The organism is Pseudomonas sp. BRM28 (assembly GCF_002939405.1).
Taxonomy (GTDB): Bacteria; Pseudomonadota; Gammaproteobacteria; order Pseudomonadales; family Pseudomonadaceae; genus Aquipseudomonas; species Aquipseudomonas palmensis.
Map to the genome: position 1 here is coordinate 1,376,342 of NZ_PEFV01000001.1, position 17,043 is coordinate 1,393,384.

Genomic DNA, 17,043 nt, shown 5'->3' on the forward strand with positions numbered 1-17,043 from the left:
TGGCGTGAGCGATAGGGTCCTGCCCTATAACCCTCTAAGGGTTTTCCTGTCACGTCTGAGAACTGAATCGTCCGCATCGCCAACTTCTTTAATTTGCCAGGAGCTGTCATGAGCATTGCACTACCTTCGCTGGGGTTCGCCGGTATCGGTCTGATGGGATTGCCCATGTGTCGGCGCCTGCTGGCGGCCGGTTTTCCGTTGACCGTGTGGAACCGTTCATCGGACAAGTGCGCGCCACTGGTGGCCGCCGGGGCGAGCCAGGCGAACAGCCCGGCAGAGCTCTGCGCGGCGGCGGACGTGGTGATGCTGTGCCTGGCCGACACCCAGGTGGTGCACGAGGTGGTGTTCGGTGACGACGGTATCGCCGCAGGCGGCGCGGCCGGGCAGCTGCTGGTGGATTTTTCCAGCCTGGAGCCCGGCGCCACGCGGCAAATGGCCGCACAGCTGAGGCAGGCCTGCGGCATGCACTGGCTGGATGCACCGGTGTCGGGCGGCACCCCGGGCGCCGAGGCCGGCAGCCTGGCGATCATGGTCGGCGGCGAGGCGGCCGATCTTGAGCGGGTGCGCCCGGTGCTCCAGGTGCTGGGGCAGCGGGTCACGCACATGGGTGCAGTGGGGGCAGGGCAGGTGACCAAGGCCTGCAACCAGATGATCGTGGCCTGCAACGCACTGGTGATTGCCGAGGTGGTGGCCCTGGCCGAACAGTCAGGGGTGGATGCCAGCCTGATCGCCGAAGCCCTGGCGGGCGGTTTCGCCGACTCCAGGCCGCTGCAGATCCTGGCTCCGCAAATGGCCGAGCAGCGTTACGAGCCGGTGAAGTGGCACGTGCGCACCTTGCTCAAGGACCTGGATACGGCGGTCAAGTTTTCCCGCGAGCAGGGCTCGGCCACCCCGATCAGCGGCCTGGCGGCGCAGCTGATGCGCTTGCACGGCAGCCAGGGTTACCTGGAAAAGGATCCCGCAACCCTGGTCGAGCTGTTTCGCCGCAAGCCATAGGCAGGTCGCTGCACTGGTTGAGGCTGCCGAGCACCGCGTGCAGCTCGCCCATCGGTACCGGGCGGCTGAACAGGTAGCCCTGCAGAAAGTCGCAGCCCTGCTGGCGCAGGAACTGGTACTGCTCGACGGTTTCCACTCCCTCGGTCACCACCTTCAGGTGCAGGGTGTGGGCCATGATGATGATGGCCTGCACGATGTCCATGTCCTGCTCGGAGTGGGGGATGTCCTGGATGAACGAGCGGTCGATCTTCAGCGTGTCCAGCGGCAGGCGCTTGAGATAGGCCAGCGATGAGTAGCCGGTGCCGAAGTCGTCGATCGAGAGTGAAACGCCCTTGGCCCGGATACGCTTGAGCAGGGCGATGGTGTTGTGGATGTTGCCCATCAGCGCGTTTTCGGTCACCTCCATTTCCAGGCGCCAGGCCGGCAGCCCCGCGCTGAACAGCGCATCTTCCACTTCGCTGACGAGTTCTTCGCGGCCCAGGGTCAGCGCCGAGCAGTTGACGGTGACCTTGAGCTGGTCGAAGCCATGGCGGCTCAGCTGCGCCAGGTCCTGGCAGGCGCGGCGCAACACCCACAGGTCGAGCTCGCCGATCAGGCCGTTGGCTTCGGCAATGCCGATGAAGCGGTCGGGGCTGAGCAGGCCGTGCTGCGGGTGCTGCCAGCGGATCAGCGCTTCGAGCTTGGCCACCTGGCCGCTGGCCAGGTCGAAGATCGGCTGGTAGTGGATGCGCAGCCCGCGTTCTTCGAGCAGGGCCACGCGCAGCTCCTCCTCCAGTTGCAGCTCCAGGGTGGCGCGGGTTTTCAGGTTGCTGCTGAAGAAGTTCAGGTTGTTGCGCCCGCAGCCCTTGGACTGATACAGCGCCAGGTCCGCGTGCTTGAGCAGCTCGTCGCAGCTTTCGCCATCGTCGGGGAACACGCTGATGCCGATGCTGGTGGTCATCACCATGCGCCGGCCGCTCAGGTCGATCGGTTCCTTGACCTTGTGCATGATGCGCTGCGCCAGGTGGCGGGCCTCGTCGCGGTTGTGCAGGCCGATCAGAATGCAGAACTCGTCGCCGCCGAAGCGGGCCACCACGTCGTGGCTGCGGGTGGCGCTCTTGATCTGCGCGGCGATCACCTGCAGCAACTGGTCCCCCGCGTCATGGCCCAGGCTGTCATTGATGCGCTTGAAGTGGTCGATGTCCAGGAACATCACCGCCAGCATGCCGCCGCTGGCCGCCTGTTCGGCCAGGCGCTCGGCGAACAGCTGGTTGAAACCGCGACGGTTGACCAGGTTGGTCAGTGCATCGTAGTGCGCCGCCTGTTGCAGCGAGACCCGTGCCTGGTCCAGCTGGCTGAGCAGCATGTTGACCCGGCGCAGGTCGTGCTCCTTGCTCTGCAGCTTCTTGTCCGACAGGGCGGCGCTGATGCAACTGGCGCTGATCAGCAGGGCGACGAAAGCGATGGCCAGGCTCAGGTGCAGGCTGTTGTCGGTGATCGGCAACTGCAGCGGCGCGTCCACGGGCAGCACCAGGGTCAGGGCCCACATGCCGGTGAAATGGGTGGCGATGATGCCGGTGGCCATCACCAGGCTGGCGACGTACCTGGGCCAGTTGCTCTGGGCCGGGCGGTAGCGGGTCAGCAGCAACGCCAGCAGGCTGACGCCGAAGGCGACCACCACCGAACTCGCCAGCAGGTCGGCGCGGTAGAACTGCGAGGCGTTGGAGCGCATGGCTGCCATGCCGGTGTAATGCATGGCGCCGATGCCCAGGCCGATGGCGATGGCCGCCAGCACATGCTGGTGCAGGCGCGGCTGGGGTGTGCCGAGCAGGTTCATCGCACTCCAGGCGGCGAGCAGCATCAGCAGCAGCGATACGGCCGTCAGGGCCAGGTCGTAGTGCACCTCGAGGGGGGCCTGGAAGGCGAGCATGCCGATGAAGTGCATGCCCCACACGCTGCAGGCCAGGCAGAAGGTGCCGAGCAGGCGCCATTGACGTTGGGCGGCGCTGTGCTCGGCATTGCCCACGCGTTCGATGATGTCGAGGGTGGCGAAACTGCCCGCGCAGGCGACCAGGTAGGCAAGTGCCACCAGGTAAGGGTTGTGCCGGCAATCGAGGAGCAATTGTCCGGTTGCGGGAAGTTCGGCGAGTACATGCAGCCCCTGCCACTCCATAGCATGCCTCTTGGTCCGGTGTGCACGCGGCCTCCAGCGGAGTGGAGACGGTTTTGGCTGAGTATAGGAAGAGAGCATTAACCCATCGGGATTAATGGCAGATTGACTTGTATGGATTGGAGATTGGGGCGATAGCGTTTGGTTCTAAAACCGGGTCGCGCCCTTCGCCGGCAAGCCGGCTCCTGCATCGCTCATGCAGGAGCCGGCCAGTGGGTCAGCCGGCGACCAGTACCCGAATTGCCTCAAGGCGCAGTGCGGCCTTCTCCAGCATCGCCAGGCCCTGCTCGCGTTGCGCACGCAAGGCCTGGATTTCGGTGTCGCGCACGGTCGGGTTGACCGCCTGCAACGCGGTCAGGCGCGCCAGTTCTTCATCGGTTTCGGCTGCCAGGCGGCGCTGCGCCTCGGCCACACGCTCGGCGTGGCGCGGCATGATCTTGGCCTCGCCGGCATTGATGCGCGGGGTCAGGACATCGCGCTGGGCCTGGATGAACTTGTTGGCGCTGGCCTTGGGCACGCTTTCGAGCTGGTCGTTGAGGGTCTCGAACGACACCCGCGCCGCCAGGTCGTTGCCGTTGGTGTCGAGCAGGCAGCGCAGCGCTGCCGGTGGCAGGTAGCGGCCCAGTTGCAGGGCGCGCGGGGCGACCACTTCGCTGACGTACAACAGTTCGAGCAGCACGGTGCCCGGCTTGAGCGCCTTGTTCTTGATCAGCGCCACCGCGGTATTGCCCATCGAGCCGCTGAGCACCAGGTCCATGCCGCCCTGCACCATGGGGTGTTCCCAGGTGATGAACTGCATGTCCTCGCGCGACAGCGCCTGGTTGCGGTCGTAGGTGATGGTCACGCCTTCGTCGTCGCCCAGCGGGAAGCTGGCGTCGAGCATCTTCTCGCTCGGCTTGAGGATCAGGGCGTTTTCCGAGTGGTCCTCGCTGTCGATACCGAAGGCGTCGAACAGGGTTTCCATGTAGATCGGCAGGGCGAACTGGTCGTCCTGCTCGAGGATCGCCTCCACCAGCGCCTGGCCTTCGCCGGCACCACCGGAGTTGAGCTCCAGCAGGCGGTCGCGGCCGCTGTGCAGCTCAGACTCCAGGCGCTGGCGCTCGGCGCAGGCTTCGTTGACCAGCGCTTCCCACTCGCCGTCGTCGCCGCTTTCCAGCAGCGGCAGCAGGCGCGGGCCGAACTGGTGCTGCAGGGCGTTGCCGGTAGGGCAGGTATTGAGGAAGGCATTGAGTGCCTGGTGGTACCACTGGAACAGGCGCTCCTGCGGGCTGTTCTGCAGGTGCGGCACATGCAGCTCGATGGTGTGCTTCTGGCCGATACGGTCCAGGCGGCCGATGCGCTGTTCCAGCAGGTCGGGGTGGGCCGGCAGGTCGAACAGCACCAGGTGGTGGGCGAACTGGAAGTTGCGGCCTTCGCTGCCGATTTCCGAGCAGATCAGCACCTGCGCGCCGAACTCTTCGTCGGCAAAGTAGGCGGCGGCGCGGTCGCGCTCCAGGATGCTCATGCCTTCATGGAACACCGTGGCCGGAATGCCCGAGCGCACGCGCAGGGCGTCTTCCAGGTCCATCGCGGTTTCGGCGTGGGCGCAGATCACCAGCACCTTGACCCGCTTGAGCATCTTGAGGGTGTCGATCAGCCATTCGACCCGTGGGTCGAAGCGCCACCAGCGGCTCTCTTCGTCGTTGTCGCCCTGGGCCTGGAAGCTGACTTCCGGGTACAGGTCGGCATGCTCGCCCACCGGCAGTTCCATGTACTCGTCGGGGCACGGCAGCGGGTAGGGGTGCAGCTGGCGCTGCGGGAAGCCCTGCACCGCAGCGCGGGTGTTGCGAAACAGCACGCGGCCGGTGCCGTGGCGGTCCAGCAGCTCGCGGATCAGGCGTGCGCTGGCCTGGGTGTCGCCATCGTTGACTGCGGCCAGCAGCGCCTCGCCTTCGGCACCCAGGAAGCCCTGGATGGTGGCGTGCGCCTTGGGCGACAGGCGGCCTTCATCGAGCAGCTCCTGCACCGCCTCGGCCACCGGGCGATAGTTGTCGCTCTCGGCGCGGAACGCGGCCAGGTCGTGGAAACGGTTGGGGTCGAGCAGGCGCAGGCGTGCGAAGTGGCTGTCCTGGCCCAGTTGCTCGGGGGTGGCGGTCAGCAGCAGTACGCCGGGGATGACCTCGGCCAGTTGCTCGACCAGCGCGTACTCCGGGCTGACCTGGTCTTCGTGCCACACCAGGTGGTGCGCCTCGTCGACCACCAGCAGGTCCCAGCCGGCGGCGAACAGCGCGTCCTGGGCCTTTTCATCCTCGGTCAGCCACTCCAGCGCCACCAGCGCCAGTTGCGCATCCTCGAACGGGTTGCTGGCATCGCTTTCGATGAAGCGCTCGGCGTCGAACAGAGCCACCTGCAGGTTGAAACGGCGGCGCATTTCCACCAGCCACTGGTGCTGCAGGTTCTCCGGCACCAGGATCAGCACGCGGCTGGCGCGACCCGTGAGCAGCTGGCGATGGATCACCAGGCCGGCTTCGATGGTCTTGCCCAGGCCCACTTCGTCGGCCAGCAGTACGCGCGGGGCGATACGGTCGGCCACTTCGCGGGCAATGTGCAACTGGTGGGCGATCGGCTGGGCACGGGTGCCGCCCAGGCCCCACAGCGACGACTGCAACTGGCGGCTGGTGTGTTCCAGGGTGTTGTAGCGCAGCGAGAACCACGCCAGCGGGTCGATCTGCCCGGCGAACAGGCGGTCGCTGGCCAGGCGGAACTGGATGAAGTTCGACAGCTGGGTTTCAGGCAGGGTGCAGGCCTGGTTCTGGGCATCGAGGCCGTGGTAGACCATCAGGCCGTCGATGACCTCGACTTCGCGCACGGTCAGCTTCCAGCCTTCGAAGTGGGTGATCTGGTCGCCCGGCGAGAAACGCACGCGGGTCAGGGGCGCATTGCGCAGGGAGTACTGGCGGGTGTCGCCAGTGGCCGGGTAGAGCACGGTCAACAAGCGGCCGTCCTGTGCCAGAACGGTCCCTAGACCCAGCTCGGCTTCGCTGTCGCTGATCCAGCGTTGCCCCGGTTGATACTGCTGCGCCATACTGCCTGACTCCCGCCATTCAAAAGGCGACTATCTTAACGGATAGGGCTGCACAGACCAAAGCGTCTGGCGATTTCATCGACGAAAGCCGTCTTTGCCACCACAGGCCTCGACCCATGCTCCGACACCCTCTGCTGTCCCTCCCGTTACGCCACTGCATCGTACTGGCCAGCCTGGCCTCGCTCGGCGCCTGCGACCAGCAGGGTTTCGAACTGCTGCCACCACTGGAGCCCCCGGCGCTGGCGGCGCTGGGCGTGCAGGTGCCGGTGCAGAACGTGCACTTTCGCGACCGCGACGGCGAGGCGGTGCTGGTGCTCAGCCGTCTGGACGACCAGGTCAGCGACGAGGAAACCCAGCAGGAGGTCGACCGGGTGGTGCTCACCGCCACCCTGTATGGCCGCAGCCACGACGCCCAAACCTACAAGGCGCGCTGGACCATCGAGAATGAAACCACCTGCCCGGGGCTGGACCTGGACGTGGGCTTCTATACCGACGTCAGCGGCGCCAGCGACCTGAACAACGATGGTGTGGCCGAACTGACCGTTGCCAGCCATTCCTTTTGCGGTGGCGGTGTCGACCCGCAGGACCTGCATGTGGAACTGCGCGAAGGGGCCGCCAGCTACGTGATCAACGGCCAGTCGCTGATCGCCCCGGAAGGCGAGGATGCCTTTGGCGGTGAACGCGAAGACGGCCCCACCCTCAAGGACGCACCGCCGGTGCTGCGCGAACACCTGGAGAAGGTCTGGAACAGCGTGCTCAAGCGCCCGTGGAGCGAAGCGGCGCCCGAACCGGACGATGACGACCCCGATCAGTAGGGCACGTCAGTAGGTGGCGACGGGGACTTCCACCGTATAGCGGTGCTGCGGGTTGCGTGTGTCAGTCAGGGTGTACCGGCTCATCGAGCCGTTGTCGTTGGCCATCGGCTGGGTATCGATGTCGACGATGAACGTCTGGCCACCGGTGTGCAGCGTGCCCTGGGGCGTGATTCGTGCATCGGCCGGGACGAGCAGGCCCCCCAGGTGGCCGTAGCCATTTTCATCGAAGTGATAGTCGACCAGGGCGTCGCGTCGTTGCAGGGCGAACACCTCGGGCAGGTAGGGCCGGTGGTCGATGTTCCAGTCATTGCGCAGGTCGCTCACCCAGACGCCCGGCAGGTCGAAACGGTGGCGCAGCAGGCTGTCTTCAAGCGGCACGCTGACCACCTCCAGGCAACACACGGTCTGCTTGCGCTGCTCGTCCAGCACGGCCATGCGCGTGCCGCGGGCAACCACTGCCGGCAGCATGGCGAATGCCATGTTCTCTTCGACATACCCGGCATCGGCCGCCGTGGCGAGGTTGCGCCAGCCACCGAACAACACCGGAGCCGGGTCGGCCATGGCCGCAAGGCCGGCCGTGGCCAGGCCGATACTCGCCAGGAGGCGATAGGGGATGCGCATCGTAGGCTCCTGCCTTATAGGGCGAAAAACGGGAAGCGCAGCGTACTATACTCAGGCACACCCCTGGCTGTGACGGGTGCCACACTTTTGCCATCGGCGCTCAAGGCTGCCGTTTGGCAGCCGACACATTGGCGACAGGAGAACAACAACCATGCTGCCGCCCATCATTCCCCTCAGTGCCGCCCCGGTCACCACGCAACACGACCCGGTCAAGCAGCCGCCGACCATCGCCCCCGTGGTGCCGGCCCAGCCCAGCGCCACCGACAGCAATATCGATTTCAAGAAGCGCGACCCGCAGGAGTCGGGGGTACTGCTGCGTGACGAGCAGCGCCGCCGCCAGGGCAAACGCCGCAAGGCCCCGGACGAAGAGCTGTACCAGGCCCTGCCGGGCGACGAGGTCAACGCCGACAACACCGTGCCGGTGGCGCCGTTGATGGGCGAACAGCCGCGCCAGGGCCTGCTGGTGGACATCGAAGTCTGAGCGGGGCTGTTCAGTGCGGGCGCGAGCCCTCATCATGGCGACTTCCGCAGTCCGTTCCACGAGCCTGAACATGAGCCAAGACGACAACCTGATCGATTTCGGCGCCGAGCGCGCCCGTCGCGTGCACGACCTCAAGGAAAAGCGCCTGAACGAAGTGCGTCAGGCGTTCGAGCAGGCAATGCCCCTGGGCAAGGGCAAGAAAAAGCCCAAGGGCAAGCCGAAGAAGCGCTGATTCTTGATGCAGGTCAACCCTGCACCCGCCTCGCGCGTCCGTTGATGGGCGCCATTGACCTCGGTCAATTTCCTCTCCCGCCCCATTCGCTACTGTTACCCCATCAGACAGGTGCAGGCGAATGGAGGCCGATATGTTCTTCGATAATGTGGTTATCGCTGGCGTTGTGACAGTCGGCCTGATGCTGCTGTTTTTCGCAGGCCTGGGTATTTTCATCTGGAAGGACTCGAACAAGCGCAAGCAGGGCTGATCCTTTCCGATACACGAGCACGCAAGGCATTTAGGGCAACTTCGGTTGCCCATTTTTTTTGCCTGGAATTTAGGGTGGCAGTACCGGGGCCTGCCGGGATGGGCCCTGTAGGCACCGGCCTTGCCGGCGCGGGAAGGCAGAAAAATTCTGGACTATAAGTAGTTAGCTAGCTAATAATTCGCATCTGACCTTTCCCGCGTATCTGTGTCTATCTTTACTTCATCGCTTCCCAAGGTTCGATCCGTGCCCATCACTCTGCAGGCCCTGCTGGCGCCCAACCGACTCGCTGTGCAATTTGCCGTGAAAACCCTGCTTGGCGGCGGGTTGGCGCTGTGGCTGGCGTTGCGTTGGGGGCTGGAGCAACCGGCCTGGGCGTTGATGACGGCTTTCATCGTGGCCCAGCCGCTGTCGGGCATGGTGCTGCAGAAGGGCCTGGCACGGCTGTTCGGCACGCTGGTCGGCACGATCATGTCAGTGGTGTTCATGGGCCTGTTCGCCCAGACGCCGTGGCTGTTTCTGCTGGCGCTGGCCCTGTGGCTGGCGCTGTGCACGGCCTGCTCGACCCTGCTGCGCAGCGCCTGGGCGTATTCCTTCGTGCTGGCCGGCTACACCGTGGCGATCATCGCCTTGCCGGCCATCAATCACCCGCTGCTGGTGTTCGACCAGGCGGTGGCACGCTGCACCGAGATCAGCCTGGGCATCATCTGCGCCACCTTGGTCAGCGCCTTGCTCTGGCCGATGCGGGTCGAGCAGCAGCTCAGCGGGCAGGCTCGCCAGGCCTGGCAAAGCGGCCTGCAGGCGGCCAGTGCGACCCTGACCGGCGAGGAGCAGGGGCGCAAGGGCCTTCTGGAGATTCTGGGGCGCATCGTCGCGGTGGATGCCCAGCGTGAACACGCCTGGTTCGAAGGCAGCCTGGGTCGCCAGCGTGCCCGGGCGATTCGCGGGCTCAGCCAGAAGCTGCTGATCCTGTTGCGCATCGCCCGTTCTGTACGCCGTCAGTGGCGCCAGCTCGACGACGAACAGGCGCAGCACATGGCCCCGTGGCTGAGCGAGGTGCAGGCCGCCCTGGCCGAGCCCGATCAGGCCGCACTGCTGGTGCTGCGCCAGCGCGTGTGGGATGCCGCCCATGACGAGCACAACAGCCCCGCGCAGCATTACTGCCTGGCGCGGCTTACCCTGCTGCTGGACAACGCCATGGCGGCGACCCTGGCCCTGCGCGCGGTGGAGGAGGGCAAGGCACCGGCCGACCTGCCCGACAGCCTGGCGGTGCACCGCGACGTGCCGCTGGCACTGCTGTTCGGCTCGCGCAGTGCGCTGGCGTTCCTGGCCATGGCCAGCTTCTGGCTGGCCACCGCCTGGTCGGCGGCGCCCGGCGGCCTGGTGCTCACCTGCGTGGTGTGCAGCCTGTTCGCCAGTCGCGAGAACGGCGCGCAGATCGGCATGAGTTTTTTGCGCGGCATCCTGCTGGCGGTGCCCGTGGCGTTCTTCGTCGGGCAGATCCTGCTGCCGCAGTGGAGCGGTTTTGCCTTGCTGTGCATGGGCATGGGGGTGCCGCTGTTCCTGGGCGCGCTGGGCATGGCCAACCCGAAAATCGGCGCCACAGCCACTTCGTACTGCCTGCACTTCATCGTGCTGGTGGCACCGCTCAATACCATGACGTTCGATGTGGCCAACTTTCTCAACAGTGCCCAGGCCATGCTGCTGGGGGTGGGCGCAGCGGTGCTGGCGTTCAAGCTGCTGGTGTTGCGCAACCCGGCATGGCACGGCCGGCGCCTGCGCGCCGCCACCCAGAACGACCTGGTACGCCTGACCCGGCGCGACCTGCGCGGCGCCGAAACCTGGTTTGGCGGGCGCATGGCCGACCGCCTGCTGCAGCTGGCGCGCCATTACACCGCGCTGCCCGAGCAGGAGCGCGGCCACTGGGACGATGGCCTGCACGGGCTGGACATCGGCGACGAACTGCTGCACCTGCGCATGTGCCTGGCGGTGGCCCGGGTGCCACCGGACGCGGCGCAGCGCGCGTATTTCCAGCAGCTGGAAAACGTGCTGGCACAGGGCCCGGGTGCCGGGCGCGGGCAGCGCCTGGATGCTGCCAGCGAAGCCTTCATCGCGGCGTTGCAGCAACGCCCCGACAGCGACCCGCTACGTCTTGCCGTGGGCGCGGTACTGCAACTTCGACACAGCTGGGCCAAGTGGTGCCGGCGACAGGAGGAACTCCATGGGGTTGCGTGAGTGGGCAATGGGCGGGGTACTGCTCAGCCCGTTTCTGATCTATGCGGTGCTGGCGCTGCTTTTGACCTTCGCGGTGCGGCTGCTGCTGCGTCTGACTCCGCTGGGGCGCTGGGTGTGGCATGAAGCCCTGTTCGACACTGCACTGTTCGTTTGTATTCTGGCCCTGGTCACCCGCGTGCTGGGGCCCCTGTAAGGAGTTTGACCATGCGTACCTATGTGCGTGTTGCCGTAACCCTGTGCCTGGTGGTGGTGGCGGTGTTCGCCGGCCTCGAACTGTGGCGCTACTACATGCTCACCCCCTGGACCCGCGACGCGAAGATCCGCGCCGACGTGGTGATCGTCGCCCCGGATGTGTCGGGCTGGGTGCGCGAGCTCAAGGTCCACGACAACCAGGAGGTCAAGGCGCGGGACTTGCTGATGTCCATCGACAAGGACCGCTTCGAGGCCGCGCTGGATAAAGCCAATGCCGTGGCCGAGACCCGCCAGCAGCAACTGCGCTTGCGCGAACACGAGGCCTCGCGCCGCGCTGCACTGGGCCCGCAGGCGATCAGCGCCGAGCTGCGCGAAAACGCCCAGATCAACGCCGCCGTGGCCCGTGGCGAGCTGCGCCAGGCCCTGGCCGAGGTCAAGGTGGCCGCGCTCAACCTGGCGCGCAGCCAGGTCAAGGCACCGCGGGACGGGCACATCACCAACCTGCGCCTGGCCGAGGGCAATTATGTGAATGCCGGGCAGCCGGTGATGGCGCTGGTGGACGACTCGACCTTCTATGTGCAGGCCTATTTCGAAGAAACCAAGCTGCCGCGCATCAAGGTCGGTGCGCCGGTCAAGGTGTGGCTGATGAGCGCCGGCGAGCCGATGCAGGGCCATGTGCAGAGCATCAGCCGCGGCATCACCGATCGCAACGCCACCCCCGACAGCCAGTTGCTGGCCGAAGTGGAGCCGACCTTCAACTGGGTGCGCCTGGCCCAGCGCATTCCGGTGCGCATCCGGCTCGACGAGGTGCCGGCGGGGGTCAACCTCAGTGCAGGCATGACCGCCAGCGTGCAGGTGCGCGAGGACTGAGGCCGCGCCTATAATCGCGCCCATCGATTCGGCACGTGGGCGAGGGAAGTACATGAGCATCACCAACAGCCCCACCTGGGCGCAACTCGAAGCACGCTGGGGTCACGGTTTCGACACCTTGCTGGCGCAGGAGCAGGAAGCCATCGCGCTGTGGTGGCTGGAGGCCGAAACCATGAACGGGCGGCTGGACCAGTATTTCTGGAACAGTGCCGGCGACCAGGCCCTGATCGCCTTGCGCGGCCTGCATGCCCTGCACATGCCGGTCACTGCCAAGGCGTTCGGTGATGCCCTGGCGCTGTTCGGCCCGCACTATCCCGAGCGTCGTGACGCGCGCATGGAGGTGCTCGAGGCGCTTGAGGCAGCGCACGGCGAGGACCTGTTCGAGGCCCCGTCGCGATTGATCCAGGACCTGCCCGAGGACTTCGTGCAGGCCGCGCTGGACCGCCTCACCGAGCTGTACAGGCACCTCTGAGGTTTCACAGGAACATCCCGCCCGACACCTCCACCCGCTGGCCGTTGATCCAGCTGCCACCGTCGCCGAGCAGCACAGCCACCGCCGCGCCGATATCATCCGGCAGGCCCACGCGGCCCAGGGCAGTGTTGCTGGCGATAAAGCCGTTCACCTGGTCATTGTCGCGCACCACACCGCCACCAAAGTCGGTCTCGATGGCACCGGGGGCCAGGATGTTCACGCGAATGCCACGCGCACCGAGCTCCTTGGCCTGGTAGCGGGTCAGCACCTCCATTGCCCCCTTCATCGCCGCGTAGGCGGCAAAGCCGGGCAGGGCGAAGCGGGTCAGCCCGGTGGAGATATTGACGATGCGGCCCTGGTCGGCAAGCAGCGGCAGCAGCCGCTGGGTGAGAAAGAACGGGCCCTTGAGCTGGATGTTGAGCAGGGTATCGAACTGCGCTTCGGTGGTTTCGCTGAAGCTTACGTTGATGCCGATGCCGGCGTTGTTCACCAGAAAGTCGAACTGTCGACGGCCGAAGGTACGCTGCAAGGTGTCATCGAGGGTGGCGGCGAACGCCTCGAAGCTGGCGCTGTTGCTCACGTCCAGTTGCAACATGGTGGCGCGCACGCCTTTTTGCTCAAGCTCGGCCACCAGCGCGTGGGCCTCGTCGGCCTTGCTGTGGTAGGTGCCGATGATGTCGATGCCCTGGGCTGCCAGGTGCAACGCGGTGTTCCTGCCCAGGCCACGGCTGGCGCCGGTAATCAGTGCGATCTTGCGGGTCATGGTCGGTTCCTCGGGGTGGCTGAAGTCGAGCACAGTCTATTGGTCGCTCCGGTACTGATAAATCCGCTGGATTCGGAAATACTGTTCGGCAGGGTCGAACAATGGAGGGGCTGGATGAACACGCTGGAGCTGTTGCGCACCTTTGTGCGGGTTGCCGAACTGTCGAGCTTCACCCTGGCCGGGGAGAGCCTGGGGCTGCCGCGTTCTACCGTCTCGGAACAGGTGCGCCTGCTTGAGAGGCACCTGGGCACGCGCCTGCTCAACCGCACCACGCGGCGTGTACAGGCCACCCAGGATGGCCTGCAACTGTACGAGCGTAGCAAAGACCTGCTGTCGCGAATGGACGAGCTCGAAGGGCTGTTTCGGCCCGACCCGGCCCAGTTGCACGGTCGCCTGCGCATCGACCTGCCGACGCTGATGGCACGGCGCATCATCCTGCCGGCCTTGCCGGCGTTCATGCAGCAGCACCCGGGGCTGGCGCTGGAGATCAGTTGCACCGATCGCCAGGTCGACCTGGTGCGCGAGGGGTTCGACTGCGTGCTGCGCATCGGTGCGCTCAGCGACCTTGCGCTGGTCGCCCGGCCCCTGGGCAGCCTGCGCATGGTCAACTGCGCCAGCCCTGCCTACCTGCAGCGCATGGGGGTGCCGACACGGCTGGAGGCCCTGCGCGACCACCAGTTGATCCACTACGTACAGAACCTGGGGGCGCGCTGCCCGGGGTTCGAGTACCGACAGGGCGCCACGACGCGGTATCAGGCCATGGGCGGTGCAGTCACGGTGAACAATACCGATGCCTACGAAAGCGCCTGCCTGGCCGGGTTGGGCATCATCCAGGCGCCCTTTGCCGGTGTGCGCGAGTACCTGGAGAGCGGGCAACTGGTCAGCGTGCTGGACCAGCAGGTGCCCGAGCCGATGCCGGTGTCATTGCTGTTCGCTCGGCAGGTGCACCTGCCGTTGCGGGTGGCGGCGTTCATGGGGTGGCTGGAGCAGGTTCTGGCGGGGCAACTCGATCCAGTGGCAGGCGCAGGCTGAACAGCGTGCCGGCCTCGCGGCTGGACACCACTTCCATGCGCCCGCCATGGGCCAGGGCAATCTGGTTGGCGATGTACAGGCCCAGCCCCAGGCCGCTTTGCGGGGTGCCGTCGAGCGGGCGCGAAAACGGCTGGAACAGTTGCGCCATCACCGCCGGGGCAATCGGCGCGCCCTGGTTGTGCACGCCCAGGGTGAACACCTGCTGCTCGATACGCGCCGATACATCTACCGGGCTGTTGGCGTCGCCATGGTTCAGGGCGTTGGCCAGCAGGTTGGAGAGCAGCTGGGTGATCCGCTCGCGGTCGCAGCACATGCCGCTGAGGTCATCGATATGCAGGCGTATCACCCGCTGCGGGTAGACCCGTTGCAGCTCGGAGGCCACCTGACGCAGGGCGGTGTCCAGGTCGGGGCAGGGCTGGATGTTCACCATGATGCCGTTGCCCAGGCGCCCGCGGGCGAAGTCCAGCACATCGCGCACCAGTTCGGTGGCACGGCGTCCGGAGGCGAGGATGTGCTCGGCGATGGTTCGCGAGCGTGCATCGCCCAGGCGCTTGACCAGCAGCTCGGCGCCGGCGGTGATGGCGAACAGCGGGTTGCGCAGGTCGTGGCCGAGCACCGCGATGAACTGTTCGCGCAGCTCGGCGATGGCCAGCTCCTTCTTCAGCGCCGCCTCGGTCTGCTGGGCGGCTTCCTCGCTCTCGATCTGGATCGTCAACAGCCGCGCGAAGGACTCCATCATCGGCTGGATGGCACTGCCGGTGAGGGCGGCCGGGGCCGGATCGAGCGCGCAGATGGTGCCGAAAAAGCTGCCGTTGGTACGGAACACCGGCACCGAGATATAGCTTTCGAAGCGGTACAGGCGCGGGGTGGGGTGGTGGCAGTAGCGGGCGTCCTCGCTGGCCTTGTCGATCACGATGGTCTGGTGGCTGCCGCGAATCTCGTGGCATAGCGTGGTGGCCACGTCCAGCTCGCCGCCCACTCCCAGGCCAAAGCCCAGGTTGTCGAGCACGGCGCAGGCGGTCCAGTTGTTCTCGGTGACACGGGCCACGGCCGCAAAGCGCATGCCGGTGGTTTCGCAGATCACCTGGAGGATGGCCGGCACGGCGTTGATCCGCGCAATCGTGGCAAGGTCGGCGGTGATGGCAGTACTCATGGAACGTCCACGTGGCTGGCGGCAAGGTGAGGATGTCTGGCAGTTTAGCGAAAAAAAGGGTGTCAGGCGCAGGCGGGTTTTTAGTAACCTCTGCCTGTCGAGCTTCTCCGTCAGAGAGGGCCGCAGACGACCCGCCCCGCGTGCCAATTCCATTCACCCCGCATCTTCGACGATGCTCCAGTGAGGTTTGACATGCACATCACTTCCCAGGATATCTGCGCCGCGGCCGACCAGCTCAAGGGCTTCGTAGGCTTCAACCACAAGCTGGGCCGGCATATCGTGCGCTTCAGCGAAGACTCGTTCGGCATGGACGTGGCCGACGACAGCATCATCCCCAGCCATGAATTCGTGTGGCAGGCGAGCGGCGGCGAGGTGATGACCTTGCGCCGCGAACTGATCGAGGTGCTGCTGGCGCAGAATGTCGACGAGCGGTTGAACATCACCGAGCCGTTGCGGGTGTACCTGCGTCGCAACGACCTGCCGGAGATCGCGGCCCAGCGCCGCTTGCGGGCGTGACACAGGGCCGCAAGCCCTAGCTGCAGGAGCCGGCCATGCCGGCGAAGGCGCCGGAACGTGGTGCCTGCATTTCAGTCCGGGTAGGCCAGGCGCAGCGGCACCACCTCGCCGCGGGCCACATTGACCTTGTTGCGGCCACTCTGCTTGGCCGCATACAGCGCCTTGTCCGCCTCGTTCAGCCACACCATGGAGTCTGCGAAGCCTGGCTGGAAGCTGGCCAGGCCGATGCTCAGGCTGATGCGCAATTGCGGGAGCTGCTCGTTGCGGTACTCGTTGACCCGCTGGCGCAGGCGCTCCATGACCTGGCTGGCATGCTCCAGGCTGCACCCGGGCAGGATCACGCCGAATTCATCCCCGCCGTAGCGCCCCGGCACGTCGTCCTCGCGCAGGTTGCGCTTGAGCTCGACGCTCAGCTGGCGCAGCACGCAGTCACCCACCACATGGCCATACACATCGTTGATGGTCTTGAAGTGGTCGATGTCGATGATCGCGATCACGGCCTGGGCCGGGGCCTGCTGGCACAGCTGAAAGCGCAGTTGCAGCAGGTCTTTCCATGAGCCGTGGTTGAACAGGCCGGTGAGGCTGTCGGTGCGGCTCAGCGCACTGAGGCTGCGCTTGTGCTCGGCCAGCTTGATCGCCAGGCGGTAGCACACCCAGCCCAGCGCCAGCGGATAGAGGGTCAGCATCGGCAGGCAGGCGTACACCTGCACGGTGCTGACCTCCAGTTGCAGGCTCGGCCCGAACAGCGCCACCGCCGCCACCATGCCCAGCCCCATGGCCAGCAGCCCTTGCACAAACAGGCGCTGACCACCGGCGGCGACGTTGTTCATGCCCATCATGGCCAGGATGGTGACGCTGATCAGCGGGTTGAACTGCACGGTGCCGGCCCAGAAGCCGCCCATCAGCGAGTCGACCATCAGGTTGCGCTGTTCGGCGCGATAGGGGGCTTGCGAGCGCAGGCCGAGCTGGTAGGCCAGGTGCGGCCAGCCCAGGCCGTTGAATACCAGCAGCGCTACGACCCAGTACGGCAGCTGCAGGGGCAGCACGCCGGAGAGCACGCTGAACAGGCCGATACCCGAGCCGATGATACGCGGCAGGTAAATTCTTCTGACAAATGATAATCCCTTGCCGTTGCTGATTTGAGTCATGATTTGCCGATCTGCCTGACGCCGTTCATCGCATAATTTGCGTGAATATTGTTGAAC

The 17,043-nt window shown here is 65.9% G+C and carries 17 protein-coding genes; 11 read left to right on the forward strand and 6 right to left on the reverse strand.

The window, feature by feature from the left end; translation table 11 throughout:
* Positions 1 to 108: 108 nt before the first annotated feature.
* Positions 109 to 996, forward strand: coding sequence for an NAD(P)-dependent oxidoreductase (locus CR917_RS06480; RefSeq protein ID WP_043862605.1), 888 nt, complete (start codon positions 109 to 111; stop codon positions 994 to 996).
* Here CR917_RS06480 and CR917_RS06485 read toward each other — a convergent pair.
* Positions 896 to 3,148, reverse strand: a complete 2,253-nt coding sequence (locus CR917_RS06485) for a bifunctional diguanylate cyclase/phosphodiesterase (protein WP_043862604.1) — start codon at positions 3,146 to 3,148, stop codon at positions 896 to 898. The genes CR917_RS06480 and CR917_RS06485 overlap by 101 nt on opposite strands.
* Positions 3,149 to 3,362: 214 nt before the next feature.
* On the reverse strand, positions 3,363 to 6,209 hold the full coding sequence (gene rapA / locus CR917_RS06490) for an RNA polymerase-associated protein RapA (RefSeq protein ID WP_104572039.1): 2,847 nt from the start codon (positions 6,207 to 6,209) through the stop codon (positions 3,363 to 3,365).
* Between the two features lie 116 nt (positions 6,210 to 6,325).
* On the opposite strand from rapA, the gene CR917_RS06495 reads away from it, so the two are divergent.
* Complete coding sequence (locus tag CR917_RS06495; protein ID WP_058540983.1) at positions 6,326 to 7,024, forward strand: M949_RS01915 family surface polysaccharide biosynthesis protein; 699 nt, start codon at positions 6,326 to 6,328, stop codon at positions 7,022 to 7,024.
* 6 nt (positions 7,025 to 7,030) lie between these two features.
* Here CR917_RS06495 and CR917_RS06500 read toward each other — a convergent pair whose 3' ends face one another.
* Positions 7,031 to 7,645, reverse strand: coding sequence for a decarboxylase (locus tag CR917_RS06500; protein ID WP_104572040.1), 615 nt, complete (start codon positions 7,643 to 7,645; stop codon positions 7,031 to 7,033).
* Between the two features lie 151 nt (positions 7,646 to 7,796).
* Between CR917_RS06500 and CR917_RS06505 the strand changes: the two genes are divergently transcribed.
* The 7 genes from CR917_RS06505 (at position 7,797) to CR917_RS06525 (ending at position 12,374) form a co-directional block, all read left to right on the forward strand.
* Complete coding sequence (locus CR917_RS06505) at positions 7,797 to 8,126, forward strand: hypothetical protein (RefSeq protein WP_043862600.1); 330 nt, start codon at positions 7,797 to 7,799, stop codon at positions 8,124 to 8,126.
* A gap of 70 nt (positions 8,127 to 8,196) precedes the next feature.
* Positions 8,197 to 8,358 (forward strand): hypothetical protein, encoded by a 162-nt coding sequence (locus CR917_RS27370; RefSeq protein WP_088513942.1) that lies wholly within the window; start codon positions 8,197 to 8,199, stop codon positions 8,356 to 8,358.
* Between the two features lie 133 nt (positions 8,359 to 8,491).
* A complete protein-coding gene (gene ccoM / locus CR917_RS27615; RefSeq protein WP_043862641.1) occupies positions 8,492 to 8,608 on the forward strand; it encodes a cytochrome c oxidase subunit CcoM in 117 nt (38 codons plus the stop codon).
* A gap of 243 nt (positions 8,609 to 8,851) precedes the next feature.
* Complete coding sequence (locus tag CR917_RS06510) at positions 8,852 to 10,840, forward strand: FUSC family protein (protein WP_104572041.1); 1,989 nt, start codon at positions 8,852 to 8,854, stop codon at positions 10,838 to 10,840.
* Positions 10,827 to 11,033: a DUF1656 domain-containing protein gene (locus tag CR917_RS06515; protein WP_043862598.1), complete on the forward strand. Its 207-nt coding sequence runs from the start codon at positions 10,827 to 10,829 to the stop codon at positions 11,031 to 11,033. The genes CR917_RS06510 and CR917_RS06515 overlap by 14 nt, the downstream gene beginning before the upstream one ends.
* 11 nt (positions 11,034 to 11,044) lie before the next feature.
* On the forward strand, positions 11,045 to 11,902 hold the full coding sequence (locus CR917_RS06520) for an HlyD family secretion protein (protein WP_104572042.1): 858 nt from the start codon (positions 11,045 to 11,047) through the stop codon (positions 11,900 to 11,902).
* A 52-nt stretch (positions 11,903 to 11,954) separates the two neighbouring features.
* Positions 11,955 to 12,374, forward strand: coding sequence for a DUF4375 domain-containing protein (locus CR917_RS06525; protein ID WP_058540986.1), 420 nt, complete (start codon positions 11,955 to 11,957; stop codon positions 12,372 to 12,374).
* Positions 12,375 to 12,378: 4 nt separating this feature from the next.
* Here the strand turns inward: CR917_RS06525 and CR917_RS06530 are convergent, their stop codons facing one another.
* Entirely contained in the window at positions 12,379 to 13,137 is a 759-nt protein-coding gene (locus CR917_RS06530) for an SDR family NAD(P)-dependent oxidoreductase (RefSeq protein ID WP_104572043.1), read from the reverse strand.
* A 114-nt stretch (positions 13,138 to 13,251) separates the two neighbouring features.
* Between CR917_RS06530 and CR917_RS06535 the strand changes: the two genes are divergently transcribed.
* Complete coding sequence (locus CR917_RS06535; protein WP_104572044.1) at positions 13,252 to 14,169, forward strand: LysR family transcriptional regulator; 918 nt, start codon at positions 13,252 to 13,254, stop codon at positions 14,167 to 14,169.
* On the opposite strand, the gene CR917_RS06540 is transcribed toward CR917_RS06535, so the two are convergent.
* Positions 14,108 to 15,322, reverse strand: a complete 1,215-nt coding sequence (locus CR917_RS06540; RefSeq protein ID WP_043862593.1) for an ATP-binding protein — start codon at positions 15,320 to 15,322, stop codon at positions 14,108 to 14,110. The genes CR917_RS06535 and CR917_RS06540 overlap by 62 nt on opposite strands.
* 192 nt (positions 15,323 to 15,514) lie before the next feature.
* Between CR917_RS06540 and CR917_RS06545 the strand changes: the two genes are divergently transcribed.
* Complete coding sequence (locus CR917_RS06545; protein ID WP_043862592.1) at positions 15,515 to 15,838, forward strand: DUF2025 family protein; 324 nt, start codon at positions 15,515 to 15,517, stop codon at positions 15,836 to 15,838.
* A gap of 71 nt (positions 15,839 to 15,909) precedes the next feature.
* Here the strand turns inward: CR917_RS06545 and CR917_RS06550 are convergent, their stop codons facing one another.
* Entirely contained in the window at positions 15,910 to 16,986 is a 1,077-nt protein-coding gene (locus CR917_RS06550) for a diguanylate cyclase (protein WP_078480541.1), read from the reverse strand.
* Positions 16,987 to 17,043: the final 57 nt, after the last annotated feature.